Genomic DNA, 26,562 nt, shown 5'->3' with positions numbered 1-26,562 from the left:
TTGGTCGTCTTGAAGGATCGACGCGATGGCCGTCTCTTATCTACGCAACACGCCCATCACGGGCAAGTCGTACACCACTTCCGTGGACGCAACCCTCGGCTGTCCTGGCCAAGAGCAACCTCGTCGGATAAGTTGCCGCAGTGTCCGCGCCCGACCTGCCTGAACTCCTGTACGAGGCCGTCCTCATGAGGGACGACGAGGAAGGCATCGTGTACCAGGCCGGCGCGTTCACTACTGAGGCTGAGGCGCAGAAGGTCCTGGACACCTGGCGGGTCGAAGGCCGGACGGAGCCAATGTCGATCAATCTCGTACCCCTGTACCGAGTTGTGGAGGAGTGGCAGGCCGATCGCTGAGCGAGCGGTCCGCATCTAGTCCGCAAGAGGTCGGCGGACGCGGGGGAGCGGTGTGAGACGTCGAGAGGTATTTCCGCTGCTAGGTTGACATGCGCCCAGGTCATCGGCACGGGCAGCTTGATCTCATAAGCCCTCGGTCGCGGGTTCGAGTCCCGCGCCCCACCGAAACGGATAGTCAGACGGAGGGGCAAGGTCGCCGAAACGCAGGCCACGGTCGATGCCGCGGCCGCGCTGCCGGACGGCGGCCGGAGCCGCATCAGGGTGGTGGATTCCTGGGTCAGTTCTGACCAGGACTTGCTACGGGTAGTCCTGCTTCCTTGGCGCATTCGAGCAGCCGCCGGTCGTAGGTGACGAAGGCGGTGAGTGCCGCGCCGGACTCGTTGGTCAGCACTTGGGCGGTGGCCAGGTGGATGGCGTCGAGGCTGCGGAGCGTCGGCTCGGCGAACGCGTCTGCGGTCGCACGGATCGTGCTGTCGATCTCCAGTCGGAACAGCCGTCCGACGGCGGCCGGCCCTCCGATCAACGCTTGCGGAGCTGATCGGCGCAGCGCTCTGGGCACTTCCACCTCGACAAGAGCAGAGGAGACCAGCGGCACGTCGTCGTGCTTGTTAAGCCAGGAGACAAGGTCGGCACTGCACATCTCCTGCCGAACCAGCTTGACGACGGCAGCTGAATCGAGCTAGATCACCAGCGCTCCTCGTCGCGCATCGCAGCGAGCGAGGCGGCCACGTCCACGTTCTCGTCACCGAGTTTCGGTGGAAGTGGCACAGAGCCGCCGCCGGTGGGGGCGACGGCTCGCCCTGCCGCTACCAACTTCGCCAGTATCGACCTGTCGTCGCCTACCGGAACAAGTCGTGCGATCGGGTGTCCGCGGTCGGTGATCTCGACGGTCTCGCCGCCACTCACCCGAGCCAACACCTGGCTCGTGTTCTGGTTCAACTCCCGGACACCGATGCGTTCCATGGACACGAGTGTAGAACTAAATGTTCTACGGTTCTAGCTCCTGGCATGATCCGAGCTGCCTGTTCGCCGACCAGAGAGGTGGGCCTGGTAGGTGCGATATGCACGCGCACTGGGCGCCCGGATGCGGATCATCTTCGACTACGGCAGCGACCTTCGGCAGATCGCCTGATCTCCGCGACCTCAGCCAACATCGTGTCCGGCGAGGTCAGCCGTTCCCGCGATCTGAACCGGTCGGCAAGCCGATGTCACCGGGCGCTGTCCGATTCCGATAGCTGGGCACGGGGTCAAGGCTCACCCGATCGACCACCGGCTGCGGCACGCCGTGGAATGCGGCATCACCCAGCTCGAGCAGCACCGCGCGACGGCCACCTGCTACGAACTCGCCGGCTGCCAAAAGGCCGGGTCACTTCCGCCGGAAGAAGAAGTCTGAAGTCATCGCCTCGTTGAGCTTGGGGTCAGAGGCTGCCATCACCGACCAACCCCGCCGCTCAAAGGGGACCCCAGCACGCCAGAGGAGTATGAACGCGCCGGCCAGCATGACCAGCGAAAGCCACGCGTAGGAGAAGACGGCGTCAGCCAGGCTGGTCTGATCATCAAGCGCAACAACGGCGAACGGCACGAACTGCGGCACGATGAACAGCCGAAGCAGCCACATGGCCGATCGGTACGCCGGCCGTCGGCGGATCGAGGCCAGGTCCTCGTCGCTGATCGTCACGGGTCGACGGTAGTCGACTGCCACAACGCCGTTTGGCCGTGCCGGGAAGACCTGCGACCGCCGTCTCGCATACCAGCCGCCGGCCCGGCCGGTCGTACACCACTGGTGCGCTCCACGAACGTGACCCGGCAGATCACGTCGCTGTCCGGTCACCTCATCCGATCCGACCGCCGATTGCGCGGGACCCCGCCGGTGAAGGGGTTCTCATCGCCGGCCGGACCGTGCAGGATCAGCGTTCGGAGCGCCGAGACCTGGAGGCATTGCTGTGGATCCCGACGAAGCTGAGAAGGCCGCGAGAATGAGGTTTCTTCTCGCCGGGGCTGGCTTCTTCCGCGCCGGGCAGGTGGCGGCATGGGCCGGAGCGGTCTACGCCCTCGTGGCGGTGGTGCAGCGGGTCAGCGGCTGAGGGCAATCCGGTCCACAGGAGACCAGCTGGCGAGAACAGATACCGCCACCGGGCACGACACCTGATCGCCGCCGCGCTCACCGTGCCGACTTGAGCGCTCAACCATCAGGTCCGCGCCGTCGAGCCAGGAACGAACTGCGCAGGTACGCCGCGATCGGCACGACGTTCAGGAGGGTGAAGGCGAGGTTGAACGCCCGTTCGCGCGCGTCGGAGCCGGACAGGGCGTAGCCGATCGCCCCGATCGCTTGGGACATCGCCATGGCGACGGCGACGTTCAGCGGGACGGCGACGGTAAGCGCGCCGACGAACCGACCGGGCCGGCTCGGAACCACCACCGCGCCGAGGATGCGACCCCAGCGGCGGTACGGCTCGTACCAGCGGCTCGATGCGGGGCGCGCGGCGAGGTCGACCGCGTCCGCCACGGCGTAGGCCATGCCCCACCCGGCGCCGGCGGCAGCGGCGACGCCGACACCGGCGGCGGTGTCGGGCGACAGGTAGTCGTAGGGGAACGCCCAGTACATCAGGTTGAGCAACCACCAGTTGAGCAGCGCCGCGACGAGTGCCGCTCCCGCTGCCACCAGAGCGGCGCCGAGCCACCAGTGTGGTCGGCGGACGGCCGGCGTCGCCCCGGTTTCCGCCGGTGGCCGCTGTTGCGGCGGTGGCAGGACCACGGGCGCCGCCGGGGCGTCGGACCGTGGTGAGCGGGCGAGCACGATCCGGCCCTGCACGTCGAACTCCCACTTGCGTGGGCTCTGGCGGTACGCATGCTCGGCAAGCTGCCGCCGTACGTACTCGTGCACGTCGTCGACCGATACCAGGCCGTCGCCGTCGACGTCGGCCTCACCGGTGTCCATCCCCGCGACGAGCGCCGCGGTGAACGCGGATCGGACGGCCGTCCCGGTCACCGCGTCACCTTCGAAGGCGTACTGCGCCGCGTCCGTCGCGGTCAGCACGACAAGGCCGCGGGCGTCGAACTGCGCCGCGGTGTGTACCTGCGGGTCGGCCTTGACACGCAGGCCCGCCGCGAAGGCCCCGCTGTAGCAGCAGTCGAGGATCAGCACCTTGCGCCGGGAACGGCAGGCCAGCAGCAGGTCGTTGACGAACGCGGCCGGTGTCGCGGTGGAGGCGAGCCGGTTCCGCCGGGTGTCCCGCGCCGCGAAGTACAGCCGCCCCTGCTCGTCCTTCACGCCGTGACACGAGAAGTACAGCAGGACCAGGTCGGCCCGCTCCCGGTCGGCGAGGAAGTCGTCCACGGCCCGCCGAACGTCCACCGACGAGCCCTCGACCACGGTGTCGACGGCGAAACCGCAGGTTTCCGGGTTGGCCAGGGCGCGGGCCAGGGCCGCTGCGTCGCCGGCGGGTGCGACCAGGCTGGAAAGGCCGGCGTCGTCGTACGCCGAGTTGGCGATGATGAGCGCGGACCGCGAGCCGGCCGCCGGACGCCCCGTCATCGCGGCGTCACGGGCTCGCGGCCCCGCTCGACGGAGGCGTGCCCGCGACCTGCTCATGCCGGCTCAACCAGGCGTTTGTCAGCCGCCGGCGCTCCTCGCTGGTGGCACCGGTGAGTTCCAACCGGTCACCGTCGATCTCCACCACCAGCGTCCGATCGGAGCCGCGCAGGAGCCAGGCCTGGAGCAGTCCGATGAGGCCGGTCAGCACACCACCCGACGCGGCGAGCGCGATAAGCAGTGAGGTGACGCCGGCCGGGTCGGCGGCCTTGGCGCCGGGCGGCAACGGCGCCGGAGCTGGCTCCCCGACGAGGTCGAACTCGGACTCGAGCACCTCGGCCCGCAGGCCCTCCGCCAGCACGGCCAGGTCCTGGTCGTCGGCATCTTGGTCCGCGAGCACGGTGACCCGCAGGACGCGCCCTGGTGCCGTCATGTCTCGCTCACCCCACAAGTGTTTCCTCTCGGGCCCGCGAAGACCAGAGCGTCGCGGACGTAACAGGCAGGGCGGCCGAGGTGTTCAGCGCAGGGTGAGTGCGGTCTCGGATCCGACGTGGGTCAGCTTCTCCGGGTTGCGGACGTAGTAGAGGCCGTTGATGCGGGCGTCCTCGACACGGATCGCCAGGATCCCGTCGATCTCGCCGTCCAGGCGTACGAGGAGTGCCGGGTTGCCGTTGACCACGGCCGGTTCACCGGTGAGGGTGCCCTCGACCTTGCCCAGGCCACCGAAGAACATGCGGGCCACCCTTTCGGCGCCGGTGACCGGCCGCAGCGCGGCCTGCTTGACGCCGCCGCCGTCGCCGACCAGGACGACGTCCGGGGCGAGCACGTCGAGGAGGCCCTGGAGGTCCCGGGTTTCGATCGCGCGCTGGAACGCATCGAGAGCCGCTCTGGTCTCGCTCGGGGAGACCACCTGGCGGGGGCGGCGGGCGTCGACGTGCTGGCGAGCGCGGTGCGCGATCTGGTGGACGGCCGCGGGGCTCTTGCCGATGGCGGTCGCTATCTCGTCGTACCCGATGTCGAAGACCTCGCGTAGCACGAAGACGGCGCGTTCGGTCGGCGACAGTGTCTCCAGAACGATCATGAGCCCGATCGACACGCTCTCGGCGAGCTCGACGTCCTCGGCCACGTCCGGCGTGGTGAGCAGCGGGTCGGGCAGCCAGGGCCCGACGTAGGCCTCCTTGCGGCGTTTCATGGTGCGCAGCCGGTTGAGCGCCTGCCGGGTGGTGATCCGGATCAGGTAGGCGCGCTCGTCGCGCACGTGCTCCGCGTCGACCTTGATCCACCGCAGCCAGGTCTCCTGGAGGACGTCCTCGGCGTCGGACGCGGACCCGAGCATCTCGTACGCGACGGTGAAGAGCAGGTTGCGGTGGGCGACGAAGGTGTCGGTCGCCCGGTCAGCGGCGTGGCTCACAGCCGACCCCACGCGATGAAGGCGGCAAGCGCAACATAGGCCCCGTTGACCGTCACCAACGCGAACTGACCGAGGCGGATGTGGATGATCGCCGCGCCGACCATGAGCAGGATCCAGCAGATGGCGGTCACCGGCACCATGAACGGCGCGATGTCGAGCACGGCGGGCAAGGTCAGGCCAACCGCGGCGAGCAGTTCGAGGACCCCGATCGTCCTGACGAAGCCGGCGCTGGCATGCCCGGTCCATTCCCCGCCCTTGATACCGGCCAACTTCTCCCTGGGTACGAGTGTCTTGGTGATGCCGCCGGTCAGGGAGACTGCTGCCAGCAGCCCGGTGGCGATCCACAGTGCGGTGTTCATGCGGTCTCCTTGCCTTGGTGCCCAGGGTGCCCGGTCAGCGGGCGGCCGGTGCCGCGCCGCGCCTGGCCCGCAGCAACTTCTGGCGCTTGGCATCCTTGACCCAGGTGAGGGAGCCGGGCCTGCGAGCCTCGTTCGTCAGATGCTTGACGGTGTGCTCGCAGACGAACTCCTTGAGCCGCGCGCCCGGGCGGCCACCGAGGTACAACCCGTTCGCGGTGTCGTCCCTGGCGGCGAACTGGAAGATTCCGGCGCGACGCCCCAGGCTGATGCACTGGCCGAAGAACCCGAGGTTGATGGACGTCGGCTGCGCACCGGCGATCCGGGCGAGCACCGTGTCGGCGGCGTGCGCCCCGATCCTCGTCGCGGCCTGGCAGCTCATCCGGAACGGCAGGTCCGACGGTGCCGCCGCATCTCCGGCCGCGACGATGCGCACGTCGTCCACGCTCGTCAACGTCTCATCGGTGAGCAGGCGGCCCAGCGCGTCGGTGCTCAACCCGCTGCGGACGGCCAGGTCCGGCACGCCGAACCCGGCGGTCCAAATGGTCACCGTGCTGGGCAACTCGCGGCCGTCGGCGAGCCGCACGGCGTCGCGGGTCACTCCCGTCACCTTCGCGCCGGGGCCGTCGAGCACGGTCACGCCGAGCCGGCCCAGCCGCCGGGCGACCGAACGCCGACCCCGCTCGTGCAGATACGGGCCGAGCACCACGCCGCAGGCCAGGGTCACCGTACGGCCCGCCTCCGCCAGTTCGGCGGCGGTCTCGATGCCGGTCGGACCGGCTCCGACGATCGTCACCTGGGCCGACGGGGGAGCGGCGTCGACGACCGGCCGCAGCCGCTGCGCCTCCTCCAGGGTGGCGATCGGGTAGGCGAACCGGGCTGCTCCGGGCACGCCCGGGTCGGCACTGCCACTGCCCACCGCGTAGATCAGGTAGTCGTAGCCGACCGTGCCGCCGGCGGCCAACGCCACGCTGCGCCCGGCCGCGTCGATCCGGGTCACGGTGTCGATCTTCAGTCGGACCTTCTCGCCCAGGACGTCCCGGTAGTCGACGACCGCGTCGTCGGACCCGCCCACCAGTTGATGCAGGCGGATGCGTTCGACGAAGCTCGGACGCGGGTTGATCAGAGTCACGGTCACGTCGTCGCGCTGCGTCAGGCGGTTGGCCGCCATGACGCCGGCGTACCCGCCGCCGACCACGACCACATCGCTGTTTCCCGTCATAGTGGCTCCTCCGGTTCAGGGGTTCGGCCTCAAGACACCGCGCGACCGGTCGTTCTGACAGCGTGTGAGGCAGGCCACTTCCGCCTCGCGGGCAGGGTAAATCGCTGGTCGTCGCCGCCGCACCGACCGAGGATGCGGCGGTGACCAGAACTCCTGACGGTTTCACCTACCGGGTACGCAAGAACGGCGACGTCGAACTGCTGCACCACGGGCGGCCGGCCGGTGTTCTCCGTGGCGCCACGGCTGCCCGGTTCCTGGTCGACGTGGAGACCGAAGATCCGCAAGAGCTGATGGCCCGGCTCACCGGCAACTACAAGCACGGCAATGAGCGGGCGTCGAAGAACCATCCGCGTAACCGGCGGTAGAGCGGGTGCCGGCCCAGCGGCCGGGAGATCGGTGACGTCCGACCCATAATCTTGACTCATTCCAGAAAACGAGCAAGACTTCTCGGCGTGGCCAGCATCCCGGACTACCAGCAACTGCTGCGCGGGGCGGCGTTGCGGGTGACCCGTCCGCGGGTTGCCGTGCTGGACGCGGTCCACGCGCACCCCCACGCCGACACGGACTCGATCATCCGTGCCGTGCGCCGGGCGTTGCCCGAGGTGTCCCACCAGGCCGTCTACGACGTGCTGCGGGCACTGACCGCCGCGGGCCTGGTGCGGCGCATCGAGCCGTCCGGCTCCGTGGCCCGCTACGAGGCGCGGGTCGGCGACAACCACCACCACGTGGTGTGCCGGTCCTGCGGTCGCATCGCCGACGTCGACTGCGCCGTCGGCGAGTCGCCCTGCCTGACTCCGTCCGACGACAGCGGCTTCGCCGTCGACGAGGCCGAGGTCACCTACTGGGGCCTGTGCCCGGAGTGTTCCGCCGCAGGCAGTTCCTGATCCCCGATCCGCCGAGTCACGGAAGGAAACACATGCCCGAGAACCACGACGCCGTCGTCCACGACGCCGACGCGGGTAGCGAGTCCCGCTGCCCGGTCGCGCACGGACGCGCTCCCCACCCCACCCAGGGCGGCGGCAACCGTGGCTGGTGGCCGAACCAGCTCAACCTCAACATCCTCGCCAAGAACCCGCCCGCGAAGGACCCGTTCGGCGCGCATTTCGACTACGCCGAGGCGTTCAAGAGCCTCGACCTCGACGCGGTGAAGCGCGACATCGCCGAGCTGCTGACCACCTCGCAGGACTGGTGGCCGGCCGACTTCGGTCACTACGGACCGCTCATGATCCGGATGGCCTGGCACAGCGCGGGCACCTACCGCATCAGCGACGGTCGCGGTGGCGCCGGCGCCGGCCAGCAGCGCTTCGCGCCGCTGAACAGCTGGCCGGACAACGGGAACCTCGACAAGGCCCGCCGCCTGCTGTGGCCGGTCAAGAAGAAGTACGGCCAGAAAATCTCCTGGGCCGACCTCATGATCCTGGCCGGCAACGTCGCCCTGGAGTCGATGGGCTTCAAGACCTTCGGCTTCGCCGGTGGCCGGCCGGACGTGTGGGAACCCGACGAGGACGTCTACTGGGGTCCGGAGACCGAGTGGCTCGGTGACGCGCGCTACAGCGGCGACCGGGAGCTGGAGAACCCGCTCGCCGCGGTCCAGATGGGCCTCATCTACGTCAACCCGGAGGGTCCGAACGGCAACCCGGACCCGATCGCCTCGGCGCGGGACATCCGCGAGACGTTCCGCCGGATGGGGATGAACGACGAGGAGACCGTCGCGCTGATCGCCGGCGGCCACACCTTCGGCAAGACCCACGGTGCGGGCCCCGCCGACCACGTCGGTCCCGAGCCCGAGGCCGCTGCGATCGAGGAGCAGGGGCTGGGCTGGACGAGCAGCTTCCGTAGCGGCAAGGGCGGGGACACGATCACCAGCGGTCTCGAGGTGACGTGGACCTACCACCCGACCCGGTGGGACAACGAGTTCTTCCACATCCTGTTCGCGTACGACTGGGAGCTGATGCAGTCCCCGGCCGGCGCGCACCAGTGGCGTCCGAAGAACGGCGCGGGCAGCGACATGGTGCCGGAGGCGCACGACGCGACGAAGCGCCGCGAGCCGCGGATGCTGACCAGCGACCTCGCGCTCCGGTTCGACCCCGTCTACGAGCAGATCTCGCGGCGCTTCCACGAACGCCCGGAGGAGTTCGCGGACGCGTTCGCCCGGGCGTGGTTCAAGCTGACCCACCGCGACATGGGTCCGAAGGCCCGCTACCTCGGCCCGGAGGTGCCGGCCGAGACGCTGATCTGGCAGGACCCGCTGCCGCCGGTGGATCACGAGCTGGTCGACGCCGCGGACGTCGCGGCGCTCAAGGCCCAGGTCCTCGCCTCCGGGTTGTCGGTGTCGCAGCTGGTCTCCACCGCGTGGGCGTCGGCGTCGACGTTCCGGGGCAGCGACAAGCGCGGCGGCGCCAACGGTGCGCGCATCCGCCTCGAGCCGCAGAACTCCTGGGAGATCAACGACCCCGACGAGCTGGCGCGGGTGCTGCCCACGCTGGAGGGGATCCAGGAGGCGTTCAACGCGTCCCAGACCGGCGGGAAGAAGATCTCGCTCGCTGACCTGATCGTGCTCGCCGGCGGTGCCGCCGTCGAGCAGGCCGCGCGGAGCGCCGGCGTCGAGATCGAGGTTCCGTTCACGCCGGGGCGTACCGACGCCACGCAGGAGCAGACCGACGTGGAGTCCTTCGCCGCGATGGAGCCGACCGCCGACGGCTTCCGCAACTACCTGGGCAAGGGCAACCCCCTGCCGGCGGAGTTCCTCCTGCTCGACAAGGCGAACCTGCTGACCCTGAGCGCGCCCGAGACGACGGTCCTGGTCGGCGGTCTCCGCGTCCTGGGCGCCAACCACAAGCGGTCGCCGCTGGGCGTCCTCACCACGACGCCGGGGGTGCTGACCAACGACTTCTTCGTCAACCTGCTGGACCTGGGTACGACGTGGAAGCCGACCTCCGGGGACGCGAACACCTTCGAGGGCCGTGACTCCGTCACCGGCGAGGTCAAGTGGACCGGCAGCCGGGCCGACCTCGTCTTCGGCTCGAACTCGGAGCTGCGGGCGGTGGCGGAGGTCTACGCGAGCGACGACGCGCGGGAGAAGTTCGTGCGTGACTTCGTCGCGGCGTGGGTCAAGGTGATGAACCTGGACCGGTTCGACCTCGCCTGATCCTGTGGTCCGGGCCGGCCGGTGACGGCCGGCCCGGACGCTTCACCCCGGGTCGTGCGTCCCACCGGATGCACGACCCGTTCGCGTCGGCTTTGAAACCGCCCAGCCGTCGGCGCTCAGCCGCGGGCGCGCTCAAGCCCGTCGAGGAGCAGGTCGAGCGTGAACTCGAACTCGACCTGGCTGTCGCACCAGCCGAGGGTGGGGTCGTCGGTGTCGTGGGCTTCCGCCACGGCCATCGCGGTCAGGTGCGGCAGGGCGTCGGCCATCGCGGCGAACTCCGCCTCCGCGGCGTCGGCGTCGAGTGTCCCGCCGGCCGTCGCGGGCCGGAACGCCTCCTGGGCGAAGCCGAGCGGCAGACTGCCGAACGCGTGCAGTGCCCGGTGGGCGAGGCGGTAGGAGAATCCGGCGTCGACCATGGTGGCCACGATGCGGTCGTAGTAGGCGTAGAGGCCGGCCGGGATGGTGGGGCGCGAGGTGAGCAGCGCCGGTGCCCAGGGGTGCCGCAGCATCACCTCGCGCGCGGCGAGGAACCGCCGGCGCAGGGCGGTGCGCCAGTCGCCGTGTTCCGACCCGGAGTGCCGTACGGCGCTGTCGAGCTGACCGACGACGGTTTCGACGAGCCCGTCGAGCAGGCCTTCCTTGCCGGGTAGGTGGTGGTAGAGCGACATCGCCTCGACGCCGAGTTCGGCGGCGAGGCGGCGCATCGTCAGCGCCGGAAGGCCCTCGGTGTCCGCGATCCCGATCGCCGCGGCGAGGGCCCGCTCGCGGCTGAGCGGCTTCCGGGGCCCCTTCGCTTTCGACCGTGACGCCATCCTGCCCCTACCTTACGTTGTACGGCTGCCTTACGCTGTAAGGCAGCCAGCTGACCCGGTCCGGCCGGCATCGACGAACCCGCCCACCGGCGCCCACGTACCCGCGAAGGAGCATCATGCATCCGCTGATCCGCACCGCCCGCGCGACCGGTCTGTTCTATCTGGGCCTCGCCATCACGGGGGCGCTCGGCTTCCTCATCCTCCGCCCCCGGCTCTTCGCGCCCGGCGACGCCGACGCCACCCTCGCCCACCTGGTGGAACACGAGCTCCTCGCCCGCGTCGGGATCGCCCTGGAACTGCTCATCGTCCTCACCCAGACGCTGACGGCCGCCTGGTTCTACCGCCTGTTCCGCCGGGTGGACGCCACCGCTGCCGCCGGCATCGCCGCGTTCGGCCTCGTCAACGCCATCGTGATCCTCGGAAGTGCGGCTGTCCTCGCGACCGCCCTCGAGGTCGCGGTCGACCCGGTCGGGGAGGGGGCCGCCACCGTGCAGCTCCTCTACCTCGTCAGCGGCAACCTGTGGACGGTGGGGGCGCTGTTCTTCGGCTGCTGGCTCGTCCCGATGGGTTGGTGCGTGCTGCGCTCCGGATGGATGCCGCGGCCCCTGGGCTGGGTCCTCGTCGTGGGCGGCGTCGGCTACGTGCTCAGCGCCTTCGTCCGCTACCTGGCGCCCGGAGCGGGGGCGGTCGCCGACATCCTGACGGTGCCCGCGACCATCGGCGAGTTCTGGATCGTCGGCTACCTGCTCATCCGCGGCGTCCGCCAGCAGGCGCTGCCCGGCGTGGCACGGGAAGCGGCACCGGCTCCGGTGCCCTCGGCCTGACCGCGGAGGACGATACAGAGGTTGAAAGGCGACGTCTGTCTCGCCAGGGCAGTCGGTTGGCTGCGGGCGGACTGGCCGCCCCGGTCTGGCGGTCGTGACCGTACCGGTCGACGGGTCTGATCAGGAAACGGTCGGCTTCCAGAGCAGGATCTGGCGGTGGTGGCTGAAGCCGTTGCGCAGGTAGAAGTCGATCGCGCGGCGGCCGGAGTGGACGGTTACGTGCAGCAGCCTTCGCGCACGGGCCTCGGTCAGGATCGCGGCCATGAGCGCACTGCCGATGCCGCGGTTGCGGTACTCCTCGCGGACCTCGACTGACTGGATGTCGCCGTACCAGCGGTCCAGCGAATCATTACTGGGCACTCGTTGCGCGACGAGGAGCCAGGCGGCACCGACGACCTGCCCGTCGATGTCGGCGACGAACGGCAGATGCGTGTCCGTGTGGGAGGCCACCCAGCCGGCGTACGAGCTGAGATTGTCCCCGTCGATGCCGCGTAGTTCCGCGAGTACCGCCACGTCTGCCGCGATGGCCCTCCGCACGATCACCCGGCGGAGTCTAGGCGAGTCCCGTCGCTGGCGGTGCCCGCAACCGGCCCGGCAGCAGAGGCTGAAAGGTGGCCCAGGCCCGCTGGGGCCGTCGCTGAGCAACCGGGGGCGGCCGGCAGCGGCGCCGGCCGCCCCCTATGCCGGCTGCGCGCGGGACGCCGGGCGGGCGCGCAGGTGAGCGCGTTCGCCCTGGCGGCCGAAGAGGCTGAGGATCTCGACCGGCTCGTCCCCGACGGCGCCGAACCAGTGCGGGACGCGGGTGTCGAACTCGGCCGCCTCGCCCGGCGCCAGCTCCAGGTCGTGCTCACCGAGGACGACCCGCAGCCGCCCGTTCAGCACGTAGAGCCACTCGTACCCCTCGTGGGTCTGCGGGGTCGGGTCGCGCTTGCTGACCGGAATGATCAGCTTGTACGCCTGGATGCCCCCGGCCCGCCGGGACAGCGGCAGCATGGTCATGCCGTGCCGGGTGACCGGGCGCAGGTGGACGCGCGGGTCGCCGGTCGGCGGCGCCCCGACCAGCTCGTCGAGCGTGACGCCGAAGGCGCGGGCCAGGGGGAGCAGCAGCTCCAGCGTCGGCCGGCGGGCGCCGGACTCCAACCGGGAGAGGGTGCTCACCGAGATGCCGGTCTCCGCCGACAGGTCGGTGAGGGTCGTCTCGCGCTGCCGGCGCAGCGCGCGCAGCCGGGGCCCGACCGCGTCGAGTGCCTGGTCCAGATCGCCGTCCATCCCGCCAGTTTGCCAGAACGGCAACAAGGTTTGCCAGTACGCTGGCTGCCGCCGCATGGTGGTCGCGGGAGGTGGTCAGAGTGATCGATCAACTGAGGGACTCCTACGACGTGGTGGTGGTAGGTGGCGGCGCCGCCGGCCTGAACGGGGCGCTGATGCTCGCCCGCGCGCTGCGGTCCGTGGTGGTGATCGACGCCGGCGCCCCGCGCAACGCGCCGGCCGAGGGCGTGCACGGGCTGCTGGGCCGGGAGGGCATGCCACCGGCCGAGCTGCTCGAACGCGGCCGGGCCGAGGTGCGCGGGTACGGCGGCCAGGTGGTGACCGGCGAGGTCGCGACGGCCGCCCGGGACGGCGACGGCTTCACCGTGGCGCTGGCCGACGGCCGTGCGGTCCGGGCGTGGCGCCTGCTGGTGACCACCGGACTGGTCGACGTGCTACCGGCGATCCCCGGGCTGCGGGAACGCTGGGGCCGCGACGTGATCCACTGCCCGTACTGCCACGGGTGGGAGGTCCGTGGCCGCGCCATCGGCGTGCTCGCGACCGGCCCCATGTCGGTGCACCAGGCGCTGCTGTTCCGCCAGCTGAGCCCGGACGTCACGTACTTCACGCACCTGACCGCCGGCCCGGACGAGGAGCAGGCGGAGCAGCTCGCGGCCCGGGACGTACGCGTGGTCACCGGCGCGGTGACGGGCCTGGACGTCGCCGGCGACCGGCTCGTCGGGGTACGGCTCGCCGACGGCACCCTGGTCGAGCGGGACGCTCTGGCGGTCGGGTCGCGGATGGTGGCGCGCGCCGGGTTCCTGGACGGGCTGGGGCTGCGGCCGGTCGAGCACCCGAGCGGGATGGGCGAGCACATCCCCGCCGTCGACCCGAGCGGGCGGACCGAGGTGGCCGGCGTGTGGGTGGCCGGCAACGTCACCGACCTGGCGGCCCAGGTGGGCGCCGCTGCCGCGGGCGGCGCGCTCGCCGGCGCCATGATCAACGCGGACCTGATCGCCGAGGAGACCCGGCAGGCCGTCGCCGCCCGGCGGGACTCGTTCCCGAACGAGGCGGAGGCGCGGGTAGCCGAGCTGGTGGCGGGCGACCGCCGCCACGGACTGTGAGCGGGGGAGCGGTGCCGGAGGCGTTCGACGCGGCGTACTGGGAGCAGCGCTACCGCGCCCACGGCGCGGCCGGCACCCGCCCGCCGAGCCCGCAACTGGTCGCGGAGGTCGCGGATCTCGCGCCGGGTGCCGCGCTCGACGCCGGGTGCGGCGAGGGCGCCGACGCGGTCTGGCTCGCGGAGCGCGGTTGGCGGGTGACCGCGGTGGACATCGCGCCCACCGCGCTGGACCGCGGGCGGGAACGCGCGCTGGCCGCCGGCGTCGACGACCGGATCGAGTGGCGGGCCGCCGACCTGACCGAGTGGACGCCACCGCCGGAGCGGTACGACCTGGTGACGGCGCAGTACGTGCACCCGACGGGACCGCCCGAGGCGCTGGTGCGGCGGTTGGCGGCGGCCGTCGCGCCGGGCGGCACGCTGCTTCTCGTCAACCACGACCCGGCCGACGCCCACTCGGCCGCGCACGCCCCCGCCGAGGCGGGCGTCACCGCCGAGCAGGCCGCGGCGTGCCTCGACCCGCAGCGGTGGGAGATCGTGGTGGCCGAGGCCCGCACCCGGACGACCAGCCACCACGGGCGCGAGCTGACGCTGCGCGACACCGTCCTGCGCGCCCGTAGACGCCCCGAAAGGGGGTCGCGCCCAGGGATGATGCATGCATAATGAATGCATGGTTGCTATCCAGATCAGGGATGTGCCCGAGGACGTTCGGGATGCCCTGGCCGCAGCCGCCAAGGCGCGCGGCCAGTCGCTTCAGGCCTATCTGCTGGAGTTGGTGCAGGCCCAGGCCAAGCGCCTGAACAACATGTCGGTGCTCGACCGGTTCTCGGGCCGGTCGGACGGCACGCTGTCGATCCCCGGGGAGACCTCGGCGGAACTCGCGGATCAGCGGCAGGAGCGAGAGGATCGAAAGGCCCATCGCGGCCGCGGGGAAGCAGCGTGATCGTCGTCGACGCGTCCGTTGTGGCGGACGCCCTCATCGACGATGGACCGGTCGGTGCGGCGAGCCGGGCCGAACTGATGAGGGATGTGCAATGGGCTGCGCCCGGCCATCTGCTGGTCGAGGTCGTGTCCGTGATCAGCGGGAAGACGCTGGGTGGGAAGCTCGCGCCGCCGCGGGCCCGCGAGGCGGTGGACGCGTTGTCGTCGCTGGTCATCGACGTCGTGGAGATCGTGCCGCTCCTCGACCGGATCTGGCAGTTGCGGGCCAACGTCTCGGCCTACGACGCGGCCTACGTCGCAGCCGCCGAGTGGCTGGCCTGCCCGCTGGTCACCGGTGACGCTCGCCTGACCAAGGCCAGCGGAATCCGGTGCGAGATCCGGTTGGCCATTCCTCGCTAGGAGGGTCCTGCCGGAGTACGGTTCGCGCATGGCGGGGCCGAACTGGGCGGACGGTGCAGCGTACGAGGCGTACGTGGGCCGGTGGAGCCGGCGCGTCGCCGAGGAGTTCCTGCGCTGGCTGGACGCGCCTCCCGGCGGGCGGTGGCTGGATGTGGGCTGCGGCACCGGGGCGCTGACCTCGACCGTGCTGGCGATGGCGGATCCCGCGCAGGTCACCGGGATCGACCGGTCCGAAGGGTTCGTCGCGCACGCCCGCGCGACCGTCACGGACGGGCGGACCGCCTTCCAGGTGGGGGACGCCCGCTCCCTGCCGGTGCCCGACGGCGACGCCGACGTCGTGGTCAGCGGGCTGGCGCTCAACTTCGTGCCCGAGCCGGAGCGCGCCGTGGACGAGTTCGCCCGCGTGCTCCGACCCGGTGGGCTGGCCGCCGCGTACGTCTGGGACTACGCCGACGGGATGGCGATGATGCGGCACTTCTGGGACGCGGCCATCGCGCTCGACCCGGCTGCGGCCGAAGCGGACGAGGGGCCACGCTTCCCGGTGTGCCGGCGTGACCGGCTGGGTGCCGTGTGGACGGACGCCGGGTTCGCCGACGTGTCCGTCCGGGGCATCGAGGTGCCCACGGTGTTCGGCGACTTCGACGACTACTGGCGGCCGTTCCTGGGTGGACAGGGTGCCGCGCCGACGTACGTAGCGACCCTGACCGGGGAGCACCGCGACGCGCTGCGGGACCTGCTACGCGAGCGCCTGCCGGTCGAGCCGGACGGGTCGATCCGCCTCACCGCCCGTGCCTGGGCGGTACGCGGAACCGCCCGCTGAACACGGCCGGGATCAGTCGGGCTCGACGCCGGCCTGCCGCAACAGGGTGCGGATCCACTCACGGGACAGACCGGTCGTGGCGACCAGGTCCCGCATCCGGGTTCCGCGCCTGGCCTCGGCGACGATCGCGGCGGCGAGGTCCCGCCGGGCCTGCCGGAGAACGTCCTGGCTCGTGCGCACCTGTTCCTTCGCGCTGTCCACGGCGCCCTGCGCTGCGCGGTAGGCGGCGGTCGCCGAAGCCAGGTCGTGTGCCACGGCGTCAGCGTGACACATACCCGATCTTGGCCAACTCTGAGCCGGATAACTGGCCAGCAATAGCTTTAGTTGTTGGCCAGGTGCAGTTAGCATTACGGGCATGCCCGGATCCCCTCATCTTCAACATCTGCCCAGCCTCGCGAGTTGCGGGAGCGCCGCCGAGGCGCGGATCGAGGTGTACGGCGGCTACAGCCTCGACGCGTCCGTCTACGTGTGCCGGCGGCACCTGACGTCGGGTGTAGCGGCCCTGCACGCGTACGGCTGGCGGGCGGAACCGGCCGCGGTCGGCCCGCTCGCGCCCCGGCCGTGCGGGTACGCGTACCGCTATCCGACCGGACGTCTCGCGGACCTCGCACATCCGCACTGGTGTGACCGGAGCGGCTGCCTCGACCGCCGGCGGCACCGCTCCCTCCGGCTGCCGGTGAGCGCCGGGCAGCCGGAGGGTGCCGTTGCCGAGCTCGCGCTGTCGCAGGGGCTCACGGCCGGGCTGGAACCCGTGCTCACCCTGGCCGTCGTCGGCCCCGACGACCACGAACTGTCGCTGTCGCTGAAGCAGGGGCGGGTGCTGTCGTACCAGGTGCGGCGCCTGCTCGACCTCACCGGTCGCCGGCGCCGCCCGGCGTCCCGGTAGCTGCCGGCAGCGTCAGCGGGGTTGGCGGGTCTTGGGCAGGTCCAGCTTGTCGGCGGTCCGGCAGTCCTTCGGCCCGCCGACGGCGGCCGGCCCGACCCGCTCCAGGGCCTGCCGGGCGCGGACCCGGCCGAGGTTCCAGGCGTACCACGGATCCGGCTCCCTGAGGTCCTCGGCGATCCAGCTCAGCGTGCAGCGGCGGGCCGGGTCGGGCAGGCCGGTCAAGGCCGGCGTCGCGTCGGCCGACAGGGCGCGCAGGTACCAGGCGTCGATCCTGCCGGTCTGCTCGTACCGGTCGATGTTGCGGCCGGCGGCGTACCCCTCGGGGTTGAGGATGGCCAGGCCGAGCAGCATCACCACGGTCAGCGCCACCGTCCCGCCGGGGATCCAGCCGCCCCTCAGGCGGAGCCCGGCGACCAGGATCATCAGGAAGACGGTGCCGAGCAGCAGCTCGAACGCCATCACGAAGATGCGCTCCCCGGTGAAGCTGTAGACCTTCTGGTACGTGTACATCCGCGACAGTGCCGAGATCACGATGACGACGCTGAGGGCGCTCAGCGTGCCGAGCAGGAGGCGGAGCGCGATCCGTTCGGCCCGGCTCTCCCGCCGTGCCCAGCGACCCACGGCGGCCAGCACCGCCAGCGTCAGCACGGTGACGGCGGCGAGCTGCCAGAAGCCGCTGCGGGCGTACTCCGCGTAGTTGAGCCCCGCCGTGCGCAGCACGTGCCGCTGACCGCCGAACAGCACGGTGAACTGCACCGCGACGAAGCCACCGAACAGCAGCGTGAGCGCGGCGATGGCCGGCGCCCACTCGAACATGCCGAGACTGCGGCCGGCCGGCTTGTCCACGGCCGACAGGTCCGGCGGGGCGGCCAGCGTCCAGACGGCGGCCACCGCGCACAGCGCGCCGACGACGGCGAGGAAGACCCAGCGGAACACCGCGCCGCCGTCCACCTCGGGCACGACCGCGCCGAGCACCACGTTGAAGGCCCCGTCGGCCGAGGCGAGCAGGCTGCCGAAGATGAGCAGCGCGGCGACGGTGGCCGCGACCGAGCCCACCACCCGACGGATCAGCCCCGGATCGGCGTCCGACCGGAAGTGGTCGCGTACCCAGGGCAGACCCCGGAACGCCGCGATCGGGCCCGCGACCAGGCTGAACAGGATGGACCGGATGCGCCGGCCACCGACCACCGCGAGGGTGGCGCAGCCGAGCGCGCCGAGGACGCAGAACGTCACCAGCCACCACGCGTTGCGGAACGTCAACACGGACAGCAGCGCCAGCGCCGACACCGCCCAGCCGCCGCGTACCCAGCGCTCCGCACGCGGCAGCTTCGCCGCCGACCGGCGGACCGCGAACACCACACCCGCCGTCAGGACCAGCCAGCCGAGGAACCACCCGATCCCGGTGCGGCCCAGCGGCACGAAGAAGGCCAACCCGAGAGCGCCGGCCAGGACCGCGGCGGGCACCGCCCGGCCCCGCGCGGGCTTCGGCCCCGGCCAGTGCCGCTGGAAGAACGACGGTCCGGGTGGTGTCGGCCGGTAGAAACCACCGGGGTACGGCGGGTAGCCCGGCCGCCCGGGCATGCCGGCGGGCGCCAGCGGGGCACCCGGTGCGGGCGGCCCGGGTCGGGCAGCGGTCGACGCGACGGCGGCCGGGTCGGTGCCGTTGGCCGGGGAGGTGGCGTCGGCGGGGGAGGTGCCGGCGGGGGAGGTGGCGGCGGCGGGGCTGGTGCCGTTGGCCGGGGAGGTGGCGGCGTTGGCCGGGCTGGTGCCGTTGGTCGGGGAGGTCGTGCCGGCGGTGCCGTTGGCCGGGCCGGCGCCGTTGGTCGGGGAGGTGACGTCGGCGGGGGAGGCGCCGCCCGCCACTTCGACGGTGGCAGGAGTGCCGGCGGGACCGGCGGATGCCGCGGTGGTCGCCGGGGTGCCGGATGCGCCCGCCGGGACTGCGCCCGCCGGATCGGGTGTGGCCACGCTGCCCGTCTCAGCGACCGGCACCAGGGGGAGGAAGATCGCGTACCCCCGGGTGCCCGGTGAGAGGTTGACCGGGATCGCCCACGCCGGCTGGCCGTCGGGCCAGGCGATGGCACCGGGCGCGCCGTCGCCGGCCGGCATCGCCAGCAGATACGGCGGCTTGCTGCCGCCGTCGGCGTCGTCGGCGGGCGGTCGGGGCGCCGGTGGGGACTGGGTCACGGCACACTCCTTGATCAATGGTGGGCACACTGTACGGCCCGACCGCCCCGTCCGCTGCCCCGGTTCGGAGGTCGGCCGCCGTGACCGGAACCGGTCACCGTCCACTTCGGGACTGAGCGGTCCTCACCTCCCGCGGGACCCTGACCGGAACACCGCACCCGAATCGGAGGACCGATGACGACCCAACCCCGCTGGCGGTCGACCGCCGCCACGCTGGTCGTGGCCCTGGTGGCCACCCTGGCCGCCGCCCTGCTGCCCGCCTCGCCGGCGCTCGCCCTGCCCTCCGGCAGCGGCTGGTCGGCGTCGTGGAGCTACTACCACCCCGCCGCCTACCAGTACGCGGGCACGCTGCCCGGCGTCGAGTTGATCGGGTACGCCACCGACAACTCCGGCGTCTCCAGCACCCTCGGCACGATCCGGGACACGGCCAACGACAGCCGGTGCGCCCGCGTGCTGCTCTACGCCAACGGGGTGGGCTACCTCGCCGACCGGACCACCTGCGGCGGTGGCTCCGAGGTGAGCTACACCACGGGCAGCTACCAGCAGGGCCTGCTGGTGATCGTCTACCGGATGGTCCAGGGCACGAACACCCACGACAAGGGCTTCCACCTCTTCATTCCGCCCTCACTGAACGACGCCCAGTTGCGGACCGTCGGTACCGGTGCGAGCTGGTCGTACTACACCTCGACCGCGTTCCAGTACTCGATCACCCGGCCCGGTGTGCGGCTGGTCGGCTACGGCTCGCACCAGTCCTTCGACCAGCGGTCGTCGCTGAACACCGTGCAGAAGACCGCGACCACCCTGGGCTGCGCGAGCGGCCGGGTCACCGGCGGTACGGTCACCAGCGGCAGCACCTGCGTCAACGGCGGCAGCGCGTCGTTCTCCCGGTTCGACCACACGAACAACCTGGAAGCCAACGCCTGCTACCAACCCACCCTGGGCACGAGCCGCTGCCTCCCCCTGAACATCCCCGAACCCTGGTAACCCCCACCCCACCCCCACGCCGTCGATCATGGAGTTGTGGTGGTGGACAAAAGCCGTGAAATAGTGTGGAACGGCCACCACAACTCCATGATCGGCGGGAGCGGGGGGCGGTCAGGGCAGGGTTTTGGTGGGGGTGCCGGAGCTGCCGCGGTCGTCGAGGAGCAGGGGGGCGCGGCCGGTGACGGTGTAGCGGATGTGGGTGACCGCGGGGTCGTGCACCACTCGGGTCGGGGTCAGTTCGATGCCTTCCTTGTCGGCCAGGCCGAGGTCGGCGTCGAGCAGCCGCAGGCCGGTGCCCAGCACCACCGGCACGATGTGCAGCTCCAACTCGTCGAGGAGGCCGGCGGCGAGGACCTGCCGGACCAGGCTGCCCCCGCCCGCGATCGCCACGTTCCGGCCACCGGCGGCGGCACGGGCCTGCTCGACGGCGCTGGCGACACCGTCGGTGACGTACGTGAAGCTGGTGCCGCCGCCCCGGACCAGGGTCTCCCGCGGACGGTGGGTGACGACGAAGACCGGCGCCCGGAACGGCGGTTCGTCACCCCACGGCACCTCGCCGCCGTCGGCCATCCGCCGCCCCATGACGTACGCGCCGGCCGCCTCGAACGTCTCGGCGATGATCTCCGAGTTGGTGTCGTGCACACCACCGCCGAACCCCTGCCGCTCGCGCCACGCCATCGCGTCGGTCGCCCACCGGGTGACCCGGAAGAAGCCGGCCGCCTCCGCCGACTCCATCCAGTCACCGTCGCCGGTGTGGCGCGGGCCGGCGTAGAACCCGTCCAGCGAGACGGACAGCTGTGCGGTCACCTTGGTCATCGCGAATCCCATCCTCCGGGGCACCGCCGTGGTGCCCGTTCGTCAGGGGATCGGTGCCGGCGAGGCCGGTTCGACAGGGCTCCCATGTGACCTGGGTCACGACAGTCGGGCAGCCTGCCGGACGAGGAAGCGCCGCTCCGGGAGGCTGCCGGCGAGGCGGGCCGCCTCCCGCCACGCCCGTGCCGCGGCCGCCGGCTCGCCCGCCCGTTCCAGCAGGTGGGCCCGGACCGCCAGCAGCCGGTGATGCCCGGCGAGGGGGCCGTCCGCCAGCTCGTGGAGCAGGTCCAGGCCGGCCCGGGGCCCGCGCACCATCCCCAGCGCGACCGCGCGGTTGAGGGTGACCGCCGGCCCGGGCGCCAGCCGCTCCAGCAGCTCGTACAGCGCCAGGACCTGCGGCCAGTCGGTGTCCTCGGTGGACGAGGCCTCCGCGTGCACGGCGGCGATGGCGGCCTGCACCTGGTACGGGCCGACCGGCGCGGTGGACAGCGCGCGGGTGACCAGCGCGACGCCCTCGGCGATCGCCGTCCGGTCCCAGCGGGTCCGGTCCTGCTCGGCCAGCGGCACCAGGTCCCCCTCCGGGCCGGTACGCGCCGGCCCCCGTGCCTCGGTCAGCAGCATCAGCGCGAGCAGCCCGGCCACCTCGCCGTCGCCGGGCAGGCGGCGGTGCAGGCGCCGGGTCAGGCGGATCGCCTGCCCGGTCAGGTCGACCCGGCGCAGCGCGGGGCCGCTGCTGGCCGCGTACCCCTCATTGAAGATCAGGTAGAGCACGTGCCGGACGGCGGCGAGCCGGGGCCCCCGCTCCGGTTCCGGTGGCAGGTCGAACCGGGCGCCCGCCTCCCGCAGGCGCTGCTTGGCCCGGACGATGCGCTGGCCCATCGTCTTCTCCGGCACCAGGAAGGCGGCGGCGATCTCCGGTGTGGTGAGCCCGCCCACCGCTCGCAGGGTGAGCGCCACCTGCGCGGACGGCCCGAGCGCCGGGTGGCAGCAGAGGAACAGCAGCTCCAGCAGGTCGTCGCGGGGCGGCTCGGCGTCCGGCGGCGGAGCGATGAGCGCGTCCCGGGGCGTCGCGTCCAGCACGGCGTGCTCCCGGCGCTGCCGGGCCGCGTCGGCGCGGACCTGGTCGACGTAGCGGCGGGCGGCCACCGTCCGCAGCCAGCCGGCCGGGTGCTCCGGTACGCCGTCGGCGCGCCACGCCTCGACCGCGGTGATCATGGCCTCCTGCACCGCGTCCTCGGCGCGGGTGAAGTCGCCGTAGCGGCGCACCAGGGTGCCGAGGACCTGCGGCGCGAGGTCGCGCAGCAGGTCACCGATCTCGTCGCCGGTCAGAGGTCACCGCCGGTGCCGGTCATCAGCGGCCAGACCTCCAGGCCGCCCCCGCTGGGGCCGCTGCCGAAGCGCAGGGCCGGGTACGACCGGGCGATCTCCAGCGCCCGCTCCTCGCTGTCCACGTCCACCACGAAGTACGAACCGACGTACTCCTTGGCCTCCAGGTACGGCCCGTCGGTGACCACCGGCGCGTCGCCCACCATCCGGACCGACCGGGGTCGGGAGACGAGCCCCTGGCTCTCCACCAGCTCGCCGGAGGCGCGCAGCGCCTCGTTGAACGCGTCGACCTCGCCGATCAGCGTGCTCAGGTCGCCGGCCGGCAGGCTGTTCCAGATCTGCTCGTTGCCGTAGATCAGCATCAGGTACTTCACCAGGGTCTCCTTCCGGGCACACTGGGCAGCATGCCGCAACCGGGTGGGCGACAGTACGACGTCGGGTAACGGACAGGACGCCGGGCACCTCACCGAAGCACTGTTGTAGCAGGTGAGAGGCGTAAGGATGGCGGGCCACATCCCGATCCTCGGGCCCGGCGGGGACAGCAGCGTCCCCGCCGACACCGCCGCCACCGAGCCCGGCTCCGCGGACCCGGCGTAGCGCACCGCCTTCGTCCACGGGTCGTGCTCCGACGGCACCGGTCCGCCAACCGGCCCGGTGCCGCCTCCGGACACCGACGTCACCGCCTTCGACAGCCCGACCCGGCCGCGCCGGCGCCGCCGGGTGGCCGCCGCCGTTTCGCGGCCCCGGGCAGATCCTGACCCCACCGGCACGCACCCCGCGCGCTCCCGCCGCGGGCGGCGGCCGGGCGGCCCGGCGTACCCCGGGTCGTCCGCCGTCCCTCCGGGAGCCGGCGCGGACGGCCGGCGGGGACCAACCGCGGCCGGACCGGCCGGGCGGACGCCCGCCGGGCGGCCCAGCGAGCACGAGAGGAGAGGGCCATGGCCGCTCCCACCGCGACCGCCTCCCTGAACGCGGCGGTCTACTCACCCGGCGACCCCATGACACTGACCGTGCGGTACGGCGACCCCGACACCCGGCCGGTCACCGTCACCGTGGTGGTCACCGACGCCCAGGGCAACAGCAGCGCCCCGGCGCGGATCACCGCCGTCATCGACCCGCTCACCCTCACCGTGACCGACGACTCCGGCCGCACCTGGACCAGGCTGTCCGACAACGGTGCGGTGGCCGTGTACCGGGCGGTGGCGTGATGCCGCGGGTAACGGTCACGGTGCGCGACTCGGGCGGGCGCAGCGTGGCCGCCACCGCCGACTACACGATCGCCCCGCCGGTGCTGGGTGGCTACTACCTGTCCGGGGGTGCCGACCCGACCGCCGACATGGTGGGCGGGAACTTCCGCTCGCTCACCCAGTACCGCAGCTTCGCCGACGGCTACACCTTCCCCGGCTACAACAGGCCCTGGCTGGTGGACCTCGGCAAGGCCGGCATCAAGATCAACATGGTGCTGGAGTTGAAGCACTACGGTGCCCCCGCCGGGCCGCAGACCTTCACGGTCGACGGCACCCGGTACACCGTCCCGGCGCCCGCCATGACCATCCAACAGCGACCGGGCACGACCTGGCCGAAGGCGTACGGCTACAGCCAGGTCCTCGCCGGGCAGTGCGACGGGCTGTTCGCCCGGGCGTTGTCGCAGTACCGGACGATGGGCTTCGGGGTGAACATCCAACTCGCCTCCGAACTGGACACCGATCACGAGTTCGGCACCACCGAGGCGGGCAAGGCGTACACGTGGGCGGAGTCCGACGCCCGCGCCGTGCAGGCCGTGACGTACATCGTCAACTGGTTCAAGGCCCGCAGCCTGCCCGCCGGCACCACCTTCACGGTGGGGCTTGGCGGCTTCGACCGGGCCTGCTACCAGCGCACCCACCCGGAGGCGCTGATGTCCCGGCTCGACTTCCTCCAGTGGAACGTCTACGCCACCGACCCGGGCCACACCGCGCTGGCCCGGTTCCGCCGTACCAAGGACTGGGCGGTCGCCGACCTCGGCCCGGTCGCGCTCTCCCGCCCGGTCCTGATCGCCGAGTGGGGAGTGCGGTCGGCGGAGATCCCCGACCAGGCGGGGTGGATCCGCACCGTGCCGGCCGCCATCGCCGCGCTCAACGCCGAACGCGGCCCCCGGATCGTCCGGACGAACTATTTCAACTCCGGCTGGGGCACGCTGTCGCCCAAGAGCACCGGCCTCGCCGCCCTGCGGACGGCCTACGCCACCCGCCCCTACGTGTAAGGAAGGGCCCCCTGTTAACGCCTGCGGTAGAGGAAGGGCCCCTTCTTAACACCCTGCGGCGTCCGCGCGGCTGGTCAGTCCCCGGCCAGCCGCCGGGCGTACGCGTCGCGCAGCTCCGGCCAGCCGAAGTTCTTCGCCTCGCCGCCGCGGATCGGCCCGACCGGGTCGCCGTCGAGCAGGTGCGCGGCGACGTCGAGGCAGATGTGCCAGCCGGCCGCGACCATCGGCGCCATGCCGCCACCGTGGGCGAGGGTGTGGCGCAGGGTCAGCCGCGTACCCGTGGCGGTCGGCACCAGCTCCCAGCGCAGCAGGTCGTCCTCCCACGCGTACTCGAGCAGGTGAGGTGGCTCCGCGCGCCGCACGACGGCACCCTGCCGCTCGCGGCTCTCACCGTCGACGAGGGTGAGCGTGACGTCGCCGGGCGAGCCCAGGTCGCGGTCGGCGAGGAACGGGGCCCACTCGGCGAGCCGGCCGGGCTCGGTCAGCGCCGACCACACCGCCGCCGGGGGATGGCGCAGGTCGCGGACGAACACGAGGGTGGTACGCCCCGCAGCGGTCTGCACGGAGACGTCGGCCGGTGGCGTCGGGCGGAAGTCGTCGCGGTCCATCAGGGCTCCTGACTGTCGAGGTGGCGTTCCAGCGCGTCCAGGTGGGTGGTCCAGAGCCGCCGGTACGGGGCCAGCCAGCCGTCGACGGCCTGCAGCGGTCGGACGTCGATCCGGTAGATGCGCTGCTGCGCGGCAGTGCGGCAGGTGACGAGCCCGGCCTCGCGGAGGACCCGCAGGTGCTTCGAGACGGTCGGCTGGCTTACGCCGAGCGTGGCGACCAGCTCGCCGACGCTGCACTCGGCCGAGCAGAGCCGGTCGAGGATGCGACGCCGGGTCGGCTCGGCGAGAACGGTGAAGGCGTCAACGGCCACCGTTTCATATTCCTTTCCAGGTATATGCCTGTCAAGACATATGTGGTCGCCGGGCGTCCGCCGGGCGGCCTTCGTATGCTCGGGAGAATGGAACTGCGGATCTTCACTGAACCCCAGCAGGGCGCCACCTACGACGACCTGCTCGCCGTGGCCCGCCGCGCGGAGGAGACCGGCTTCGCCGCCTTCTTCCGCTCCGACCACTACCTGAAGATGGGCTCGGTGAGCGGCGAGCCAGGACCGACCGACGCCTGGACCACCCTCGCCGGGCTGGCCCGGGACACCCGGTCGATCCGGCTCGGCACGCTGATGACCGCCGCCACCTTCCGGCTGCCCGGACCGCTGGCGATCACCGTCGCCCAGGTCGACCAGATGAGCGGCGGCCGGGTCGAGCTGGGCATCGGCACCGGCTGGTACGACGACGAGCACACCGCGTACGGGATCCCGTTCCCGCCGCTCGCCGAGCGGTTCGACCGGCTCGAGGAGCAGCTCGCGATCATCACCGGCCTGTGGGAGACCCCGCTGGGCAAGACGTACGACTTCGCCGGGCGCTACTACCCGGTCAGCGACTCGCCGGCGCTTCCCAAGCCGGTGCAGTCCCCGCGCCCGCCGATCCTGCTCGGCGGCATGGGGCCGAAGCGCACCCCGCGCCTCGCCGCCCGGTACGCCGACGAGTTCAACCTGCCGTTCGTCTCGATCGAGGACACCGTCGCCCAGTTCGAGCGGGTCCGCGCCGCCTGCGCCGGCATCGGGCGGGACCCGGCCACGATGACCTGGTCCAACGCACTCGTGCTGTGCTGCGGACGGGACGACGCCGAGGTGGCGCGGCGGGCGGCGGCGATCGGCCGGGAGCCCGACGAACTGCGCGCCAACGGCCTCGCCGGCACCCCGGCGGAGATCGTCGACCGGATCGGCCGGTACGCCGAGACCGGCAGCCAGCGGATCTACCTGCAGGTGCTCGACCTCGCCGACCTGGACCACCTCGACCTGGTCGCCGCCAAGGTCCTGCCCCAGGTGTAAG

Annotated in this window: 33 protein-coding genes and 1 pseudogene; 15 read left to right on the top strand and 19 right to left on the bottom strand. The window is 72.1% G+C overall.

The features are described from left to right. Positions 1-140 precede the first annotated feature (140 nt). Positions 141-353, top strand: a complete 213-nt coding sequence (locus ABTW87_RS28765; protein WP_350654404.1) for a hypothetical protein — start codon at positions 141-143, stop codon at positions 351-353. A gap of 277 nt (positions 354-630) precedes the next feature. On the opposite strand, the pseudogene ABTW87_RS28760 reads toward ABTW87_RS28765, so the two are convergent. From ABTW87_RS28760 to ABTW87_RS28720, 9 genes and pseudogenes are all read right to left on the bottom strand, one after another. Then, positions 631-1,020 (bottom strand): annotated as a pseudogene (locus ABTW87_RS28760) (type II toxin-antitoxin system VapC family toxin); the annotation flags it as partial. 17 nt (positions 1,021-1,037) lie between these two features. Further along, positions 1,038-1,316 (bottom strand): type II toxin-antitoxin system Phd/YefM family antitoxin, encoded by a 279-nt coding sequence (locus tag ABTW87_RS28755; protein WP_210838669.1) that lies wholly within the window; start codon positions 1,314-1,316, stop codon positions 1,038-1,040. 205 nt (positions 1,317-1,521) lie between these two features. Further along, a complete protein-coding gene (locus tag ABTW87_RS28750; RefSeq protein ID WP_350654402.1) occupies positions 1,522-1,671 on the bottom strand; it encodes a hypothetical protein in 150 nt (49 codons plus the stop codon). 48 nt (positions 1,672-1,719) lie between these two features. Continuing rightward, the gene (locus tag ABTW87_RS28745) at positions 1,720-2,031 is read right to left on the bottom strand and encodes a hypothetical protein (protein WP_350654400.1); all 312 of its coding nucleotides are present in this window, start codon (positions 2,029-2,031) and stop codon (positions 1,720-1,722) included. A gap of 504 nt (positions 2,032-2,535) precedes the next feature. Beyond that, on the bottom strand, positions 2,536-3,888 hold the full coding sequence (locus ABTW87_RS28740) for a caspase family protein (RefSeq protein WP_350654398.1): 1,353 nt from the start codon (positions 3,886-3,888) through the stop codon (positions 2,536-2,538). Positions 3,889-3,895: 7 nt separating this feature from the next. Further along, positions 3,896-4,318 carry a hypothetical protein gene (locus ABTW87_RS28735; RefSeq protein ID WP_350654396.1) on the bottom strand — a complete coding sequence of 141 codons (423 nt, stop codon included), beginning with the start codon at positions 4,316-4,318 and terminating at the stop codon, positions 3,896-3,898. Between the two features lie 84 nt (positions 4,319-4,402). Beyond that, positions 4,403-5,296: an RNA polymerase sigma-70 factor gene (locus tag ABTW87_RS28730; RefSeq protein ID WP_350654394.1), complete on the bottom strand. Its 894-nt coding sequence runs from the start codon at positions 5,294-5,296 to the stop codon at positions 4,403-4,405. Further along, the gene (locus ABTW87_RS28725) at positions 5,293-5,655 is read right to left on the bottom strand and encodes a DoxX family protein (RefSeq protein WP_350654392.1); all 363 of its coding nucleotides are present in this window, start codon (positions 5,653-5,655) and stop codon (positions 5,293-5,295) included. The genes ABTW87_RS28730 and ABTW87_RS28725 overlap by 4 nt, the downstream gene beginning before the upstream one ends. Before the next feature lie 34 nt (positions 5,656-5,689). Next, on the bottom strand, positions 5,690-6,874 hold the full coding sequence (locus ABTW87_RS28720; RefSeq protein ID WP_350654390.1) for an NAD(P)/FAD-dependent oxidoreductase: 1,185 nt from the start codon (positions 6,872-6,874) through the stop codon (positions 5,690-5,692). A gap of 140 nt (positions 6,875-7,014) precedes the next feature. On the opposite strand from ABTW87_RS28720, the gene ABTW87_RS28715 reads away from it, so the two are divergent. The 3 genes from ABTW87_RS28715 to katG all read left to right on the top strand — a co-directional run bounded on the left by ABTW87_RS28715 (position 7,015) and on the right by katG (position 10,022). After that, complete coding sequence (locus ABTW87_RS28715; protein ID WP_350654388.1) at positions 7,015-7,239, top strand: hypothetical protein; 225 nt, start codon at positions 7,015-7,017, stop codon at positions 7,237-7,239. A 96-nt stretch (positions 7,240-7,335) separates the two neighbouring features. Then, positions 7,336-7,758, top strand: coding sequence for a Fur family transcriptional regulator (locus ABTW87_RS28710; RefSeq protein WP_502891664.1), 423 nt, complete (start codon positions 7,336-7,338; stop codon positions 7,756-7,758). Positions 7,759-7,790: 32 nt separating this feature from the next. After that, the gene (gene katG / locus ABTW87_RS28705) at positions 7,791-10,022 is read left to right on the top strand and encodes a catalase/peroxidase HPI (RefSeq protein WP_350654385.1); all 2,232 of its coding nucleotides are present in this window, start codon (positions 7,791-7,793) and stop codon (positions 10,020-10,022) included. 116 nt (positions 10,023-10,138) lie between these two features. On the opposite strand, the gene ABTW87_RS28700 is transcribed toward katG, so the two are convergent. Further along, positions 10,139-10,834, bottom strand: coding sequence for a TetR/AcrR family transcriptional regulator (locus ABTW87_RS28700; RefSeq protein ID WP_350654384.1), 696 nt, complete (start codon positions 10,832-10,834; stop codon positions 10,139-10,141). Positions 10,835-10,950: 116 nt separating this feature from the next. On the opposite strand from ABTW87_RS28700, the gene ABTW87_RS28695 reads away from it, so the two are divergent. Then, positions 10,951-11,658 (top strand): DUF4386 domain-containing protein, encoded by a 708-nt coding sequence (locus ABTW87_RS28695; protein WP_350654383.1) that lies wholly within the window; start codon positions 10,951-10,953, stop codon positions 11,656-11,658. 120 nt (positions 11,659-11,778) lie between these two features. Here the strand turns inward: ABTW87_RS28695 and ABTW87_RS28690 are convergent, their stop codons facing one another. Then, the gene (locus ABTW87_RS28690) at positions 11,779-12,201 is read right to left on the bottom strand and encodes a GNAT family N-acetyltransferase (RefSeq protein ID WP_350654382.1); all 423 of its coding nucleotides are present in this window, start codon (positions 12,199-12,201) and stop codon (positions 11,779-11,781) included. Between the two features lie 135 nt (positions 12,202-12,336). Next, positions 12,337-12,927, bottom strand: a complete 591-nt coding sequence (locus ABTW87_RS28685) for a helix-turn-helix domain-containing protein (RefSeq protein ID WP_350654381.1) — start codon at positions 12,925-12,927, stop codon at positions 12,337-12,339. A gap of 80 nt (positions 12,928-13,007) precedes the next feature. Between ABTW87_RS28685 and ABTW87_RS28680 the strand changes: the two genes are divergently transcribed. Genes ABTW87_RS28680 through ABTW87_RS28660 form a run of 5 tightly spaced genes read left to right on the top strand, consistent with a single transcriptional unit; the run spans position 13,008 to position 16,187 of the window. After that, positions 13,008-14,030, top strand: coding sequence for an NAD(P)/FAD-dependent oxidoreductase (locus tag ABTW87_RS28680; protein ID WP_350654380.1), 1,023 nt, complete (start codon positions 13,008-13,010; stop codon positions 14,028-14,030). Between the two features lie 11 nt (positions 14,031-14,041). Then, on the top strand, positions 14,042-14,689 hold the full coding sequence (locus ABTW87_RS28675) for a class I SAM-dependent methyltransferase (RefSeq protein WP_350654378.1): 648 nt from the start codon (positions 14,042-14,044) through the stop codon (positions 14,687-14,689). A gap of 7 nt (positions 14,690-14,696) precedes the next feature. Continuing rightward, the gene (locus tag ABTW87_RS28670; protein WP_350654377.1) at positions 14,697-14,969 is read left to right on the top strand and encodes a FitA-like ribbon-helix-helix domain-containing protein; all 273 of its coding nucleotides are present in this window, start codon (positions 14,697-14,699) and stop codon (positions 14,967-14,969) included. Beyond that, positions 14,966-15,367, top strand: a complete 402-nt coding sequence (locus ABTW87_RS28665) for a type II toxin-antitoxin system VapC family toxin (RefSeq protein ID WP_350654375.1) — start codon at positions 14,966-14,968, stop codon at positions 15,365-15,367. The genes ABTW87_RS28670 and ABTW87_RS28665 overlap by 4 nt, the downstream gene beginning before the upstream one ends. A gap of 28 nt (positions 15,368-15,395) precedes the next feature. Next, positions 15,396-16,187 carry a class I SAM-dependent methyltransferase gene (locus tag ABTW87_RS28660; RefSeq protein WP_350654373.1) on the top strand — a complete coding sequence of 264 codons (792 nt, stop codon included), beginning with the start codon at positions 15,396-15,398 and terminating at the stop codon, positions 16,185-16,187. A 12-nt stretch (positions 16,188-16,199) separates the two neighbouring features. Here ABTW87_RS28660 and ABTW87_RS28655 read toward each other — a convergent pair whose 3' ends face one another. Continuing rightward, positions 16,200-16,442 (bottom strand): hypothetical protein, encoded by a 243-nt coding sequence (locus ABTW87_RS28655; RefSeq protein ID WP_350654371.1) that lies wholly within the window; start codon positions 16,440-16,442, stop codon positions 16,200-16,202. Positions 16,443-16,542: 100 nt separating this feature from the next. Between ABTW87_RS28655 and ABTW87_RS28650 the strand changes: the two genes are divergently transcribed. Next, positions 16,543-17,073, top strand: a complete 531-nt coding sequence (locus ABTW87_RS28650; protein ID WP_350654370.1) for a hypothetical protein — start codon at positions 16,543-16,545, stop codon at positions 17,071-17,073. Positions 17,074-17,085: 12 nt separating this feature from the next. Here the strand turns inward: ABTW87_RS28650 and ABTW87_RS28645 are convergent, their stop codons facing one another. Continuing rightward, positions 17,086-19,260 (bottom strand): DUF4153 domain-containing protein, encoded by a 2,175-nt coding sequence (locus ABTW87_RS28645; RefSeq protein ID WP_350654368.1) that lies wholly within the window; start codon positions 19,258-19,260, stop codon positions 17,086-17,088. Positions 19,261-19,434: 174 nt separating this feature from the next. Here ABTW87_RS28645 and ABTW87_RS28640 point away from each other — a divergent pair, with 174 nt between their 5' ends. Then, entirely contained in the window at positions 19,435-20,244 is an 810-nt protein-coding gene (locus ABTW87_RS28640; RefSeq protein WP_350654366.1) for a hypothetical protein, read from the top strand. A 111-nt stretch (positions 20,245-20,355) separates the two neighbouring features. Here the strand turns inward: ABTW87_RS28640 and ABTW87_RS28635 are convergent, their stop codons facing one another. The 3 genes from ABTW87_RS28635 to ABTW87_RS28625 all read right to left on the bottom strand — a co-directional run bounded on the left by ABTW87_RS28635 (position 20,356) and on the right by ABTW87_RS28625 (position 22,757). Further along, the gene (locus ABTW87_RS28635) at positions 20,356-21,060 is read right to left on the bottom strand and encodes a dihydrofolate reductase family protein (protein WP_350654365.1); all 705 of its coding nucleotides are present in this window, start codon (positions 21,058-21,060) and stop codon (positions 20,356-20,358) included. A gap of 96 nt (positions 21,061-21,156) precedes the next feature. After that, positions 21,157-22,386: an RNA polymerase sigma factor gene (locus ABTW87_RS28630; RefSeq protein WP_350654406.1), complete on the bottom strand. Its 1,230-nt coding sequence runs from the start codon at positions 22,384-22,386 to the stop codon at positions 21,157-21,159. Then, the gene (locus ABTW87_RS28625) at positions 22,383-22,757 is read right to left on the bottom strand and encodes a YciI family protein (RefSeq protein WP_350654364.1); all 375 of its coding nucleotides are present in this window, start codon (positions 22,755-22,757) and stop codon (positions 22,383-22,385) included. The genes ABTW87_RS28630 and ABTW87_RS28625 overlap by 4 nt, the downstream gene beginning before the upstream one ends. Positions 22,758-23,321: 564 nt before the next feature. Here ABTW87_RS28625 and ABTW87_RS28620 point away from each other — a divergent pair. Both ABTW87_RS28620 and ABTW87_RS28615 read left to right on the top strand, forming a co-directional pair. Beyond that, the gene (locus tag ABTW87_RS28620; RefSeq protein WP_350654363.1) at positions 23,322-23,591 is read left to right on the top strand and encodes a hypothetical protein; all 270 of its coding nucleotides are present in this window, start codon (positions 23,322-23,324) and stop codon (positions 23,589-23,591) included. Beyond that, positions 23,591-24,625 (top strand): hypothetical protein, encoded by a 1,035-nt coding sequence (locus ABTW87_RS28615; protein WP_350654361.1) that lies wholly within the window; start codon positions 23,591-23,593, stop codon positions 24,623-24,625. Before ABTW87_RS28620 ends, ABTW87_RS28615 begins: the two co-directional genes overlap by 1 nt. Positions 24,626-24,699: 74 nt before the next feature. Here the strand turns inward: ABTW87_RS28615 and ABTW87_RS28610 are convergent, their stop codons facing one another. Further along, on the bottom strand, positions 24,700-25,233 hold the full coding sequence (locus ABTW87_RS28610) for an SRPBCC family protein (RefSeq protein WP_350654359.1): 534 nt from the start codon (positions 25,231-25,233) through the stop codon (positions 24,700-24,702). After that, positions 25,233-25,544: an ArsR/SmtB family transcription factor gene (locus ABTW87_RS28605; RefSeq protein WP_350654358.1), complete on the bottom strand. Its 312-nt coding sequence runs from the start codon at positions 25,542-25,544 to the stop codon at positions 25,233-25,235. The genes ABTW87_RS28610 and ABTW87_RS28605 overlap by 1 nt, the downstream gene beginning before the upstream one ends. Before the next feature lie 87 nt (positions 25,545-25,631). Here ABTW87_RS28605 and ABTW87_RS28600 point away from each other — a divergent pair, with 87 nt between their 5' ends. Then, a complete protein-coding gene (locus ABTW87_RS28600; protein ID WP_350654356.1) occupies positions 25,632-26,561 on the top strand; it encodes an LLM class F420-dependent oxidoreductase in 930 nt (309 codons plus the stop codon). The last annotated feature ends 1 nt before the right edge of the window (position 26,562 follow it).

The sequence above is a fragment of the Micromonospora sp. NPDC126480 genome, from assembly GCF_040302465.1.
Classification (GTDB): domain Bacteria; phylum Actinomycetota; class Actinomycetes; order Mycobacteriales; family Micromonosporaceae; genus Micromonospora.
The sequence above is the reverse complement of the archived record's forward strand: the minus strand, read 5'-3'. Positions and strand labels throughout refer to the sequence as shown.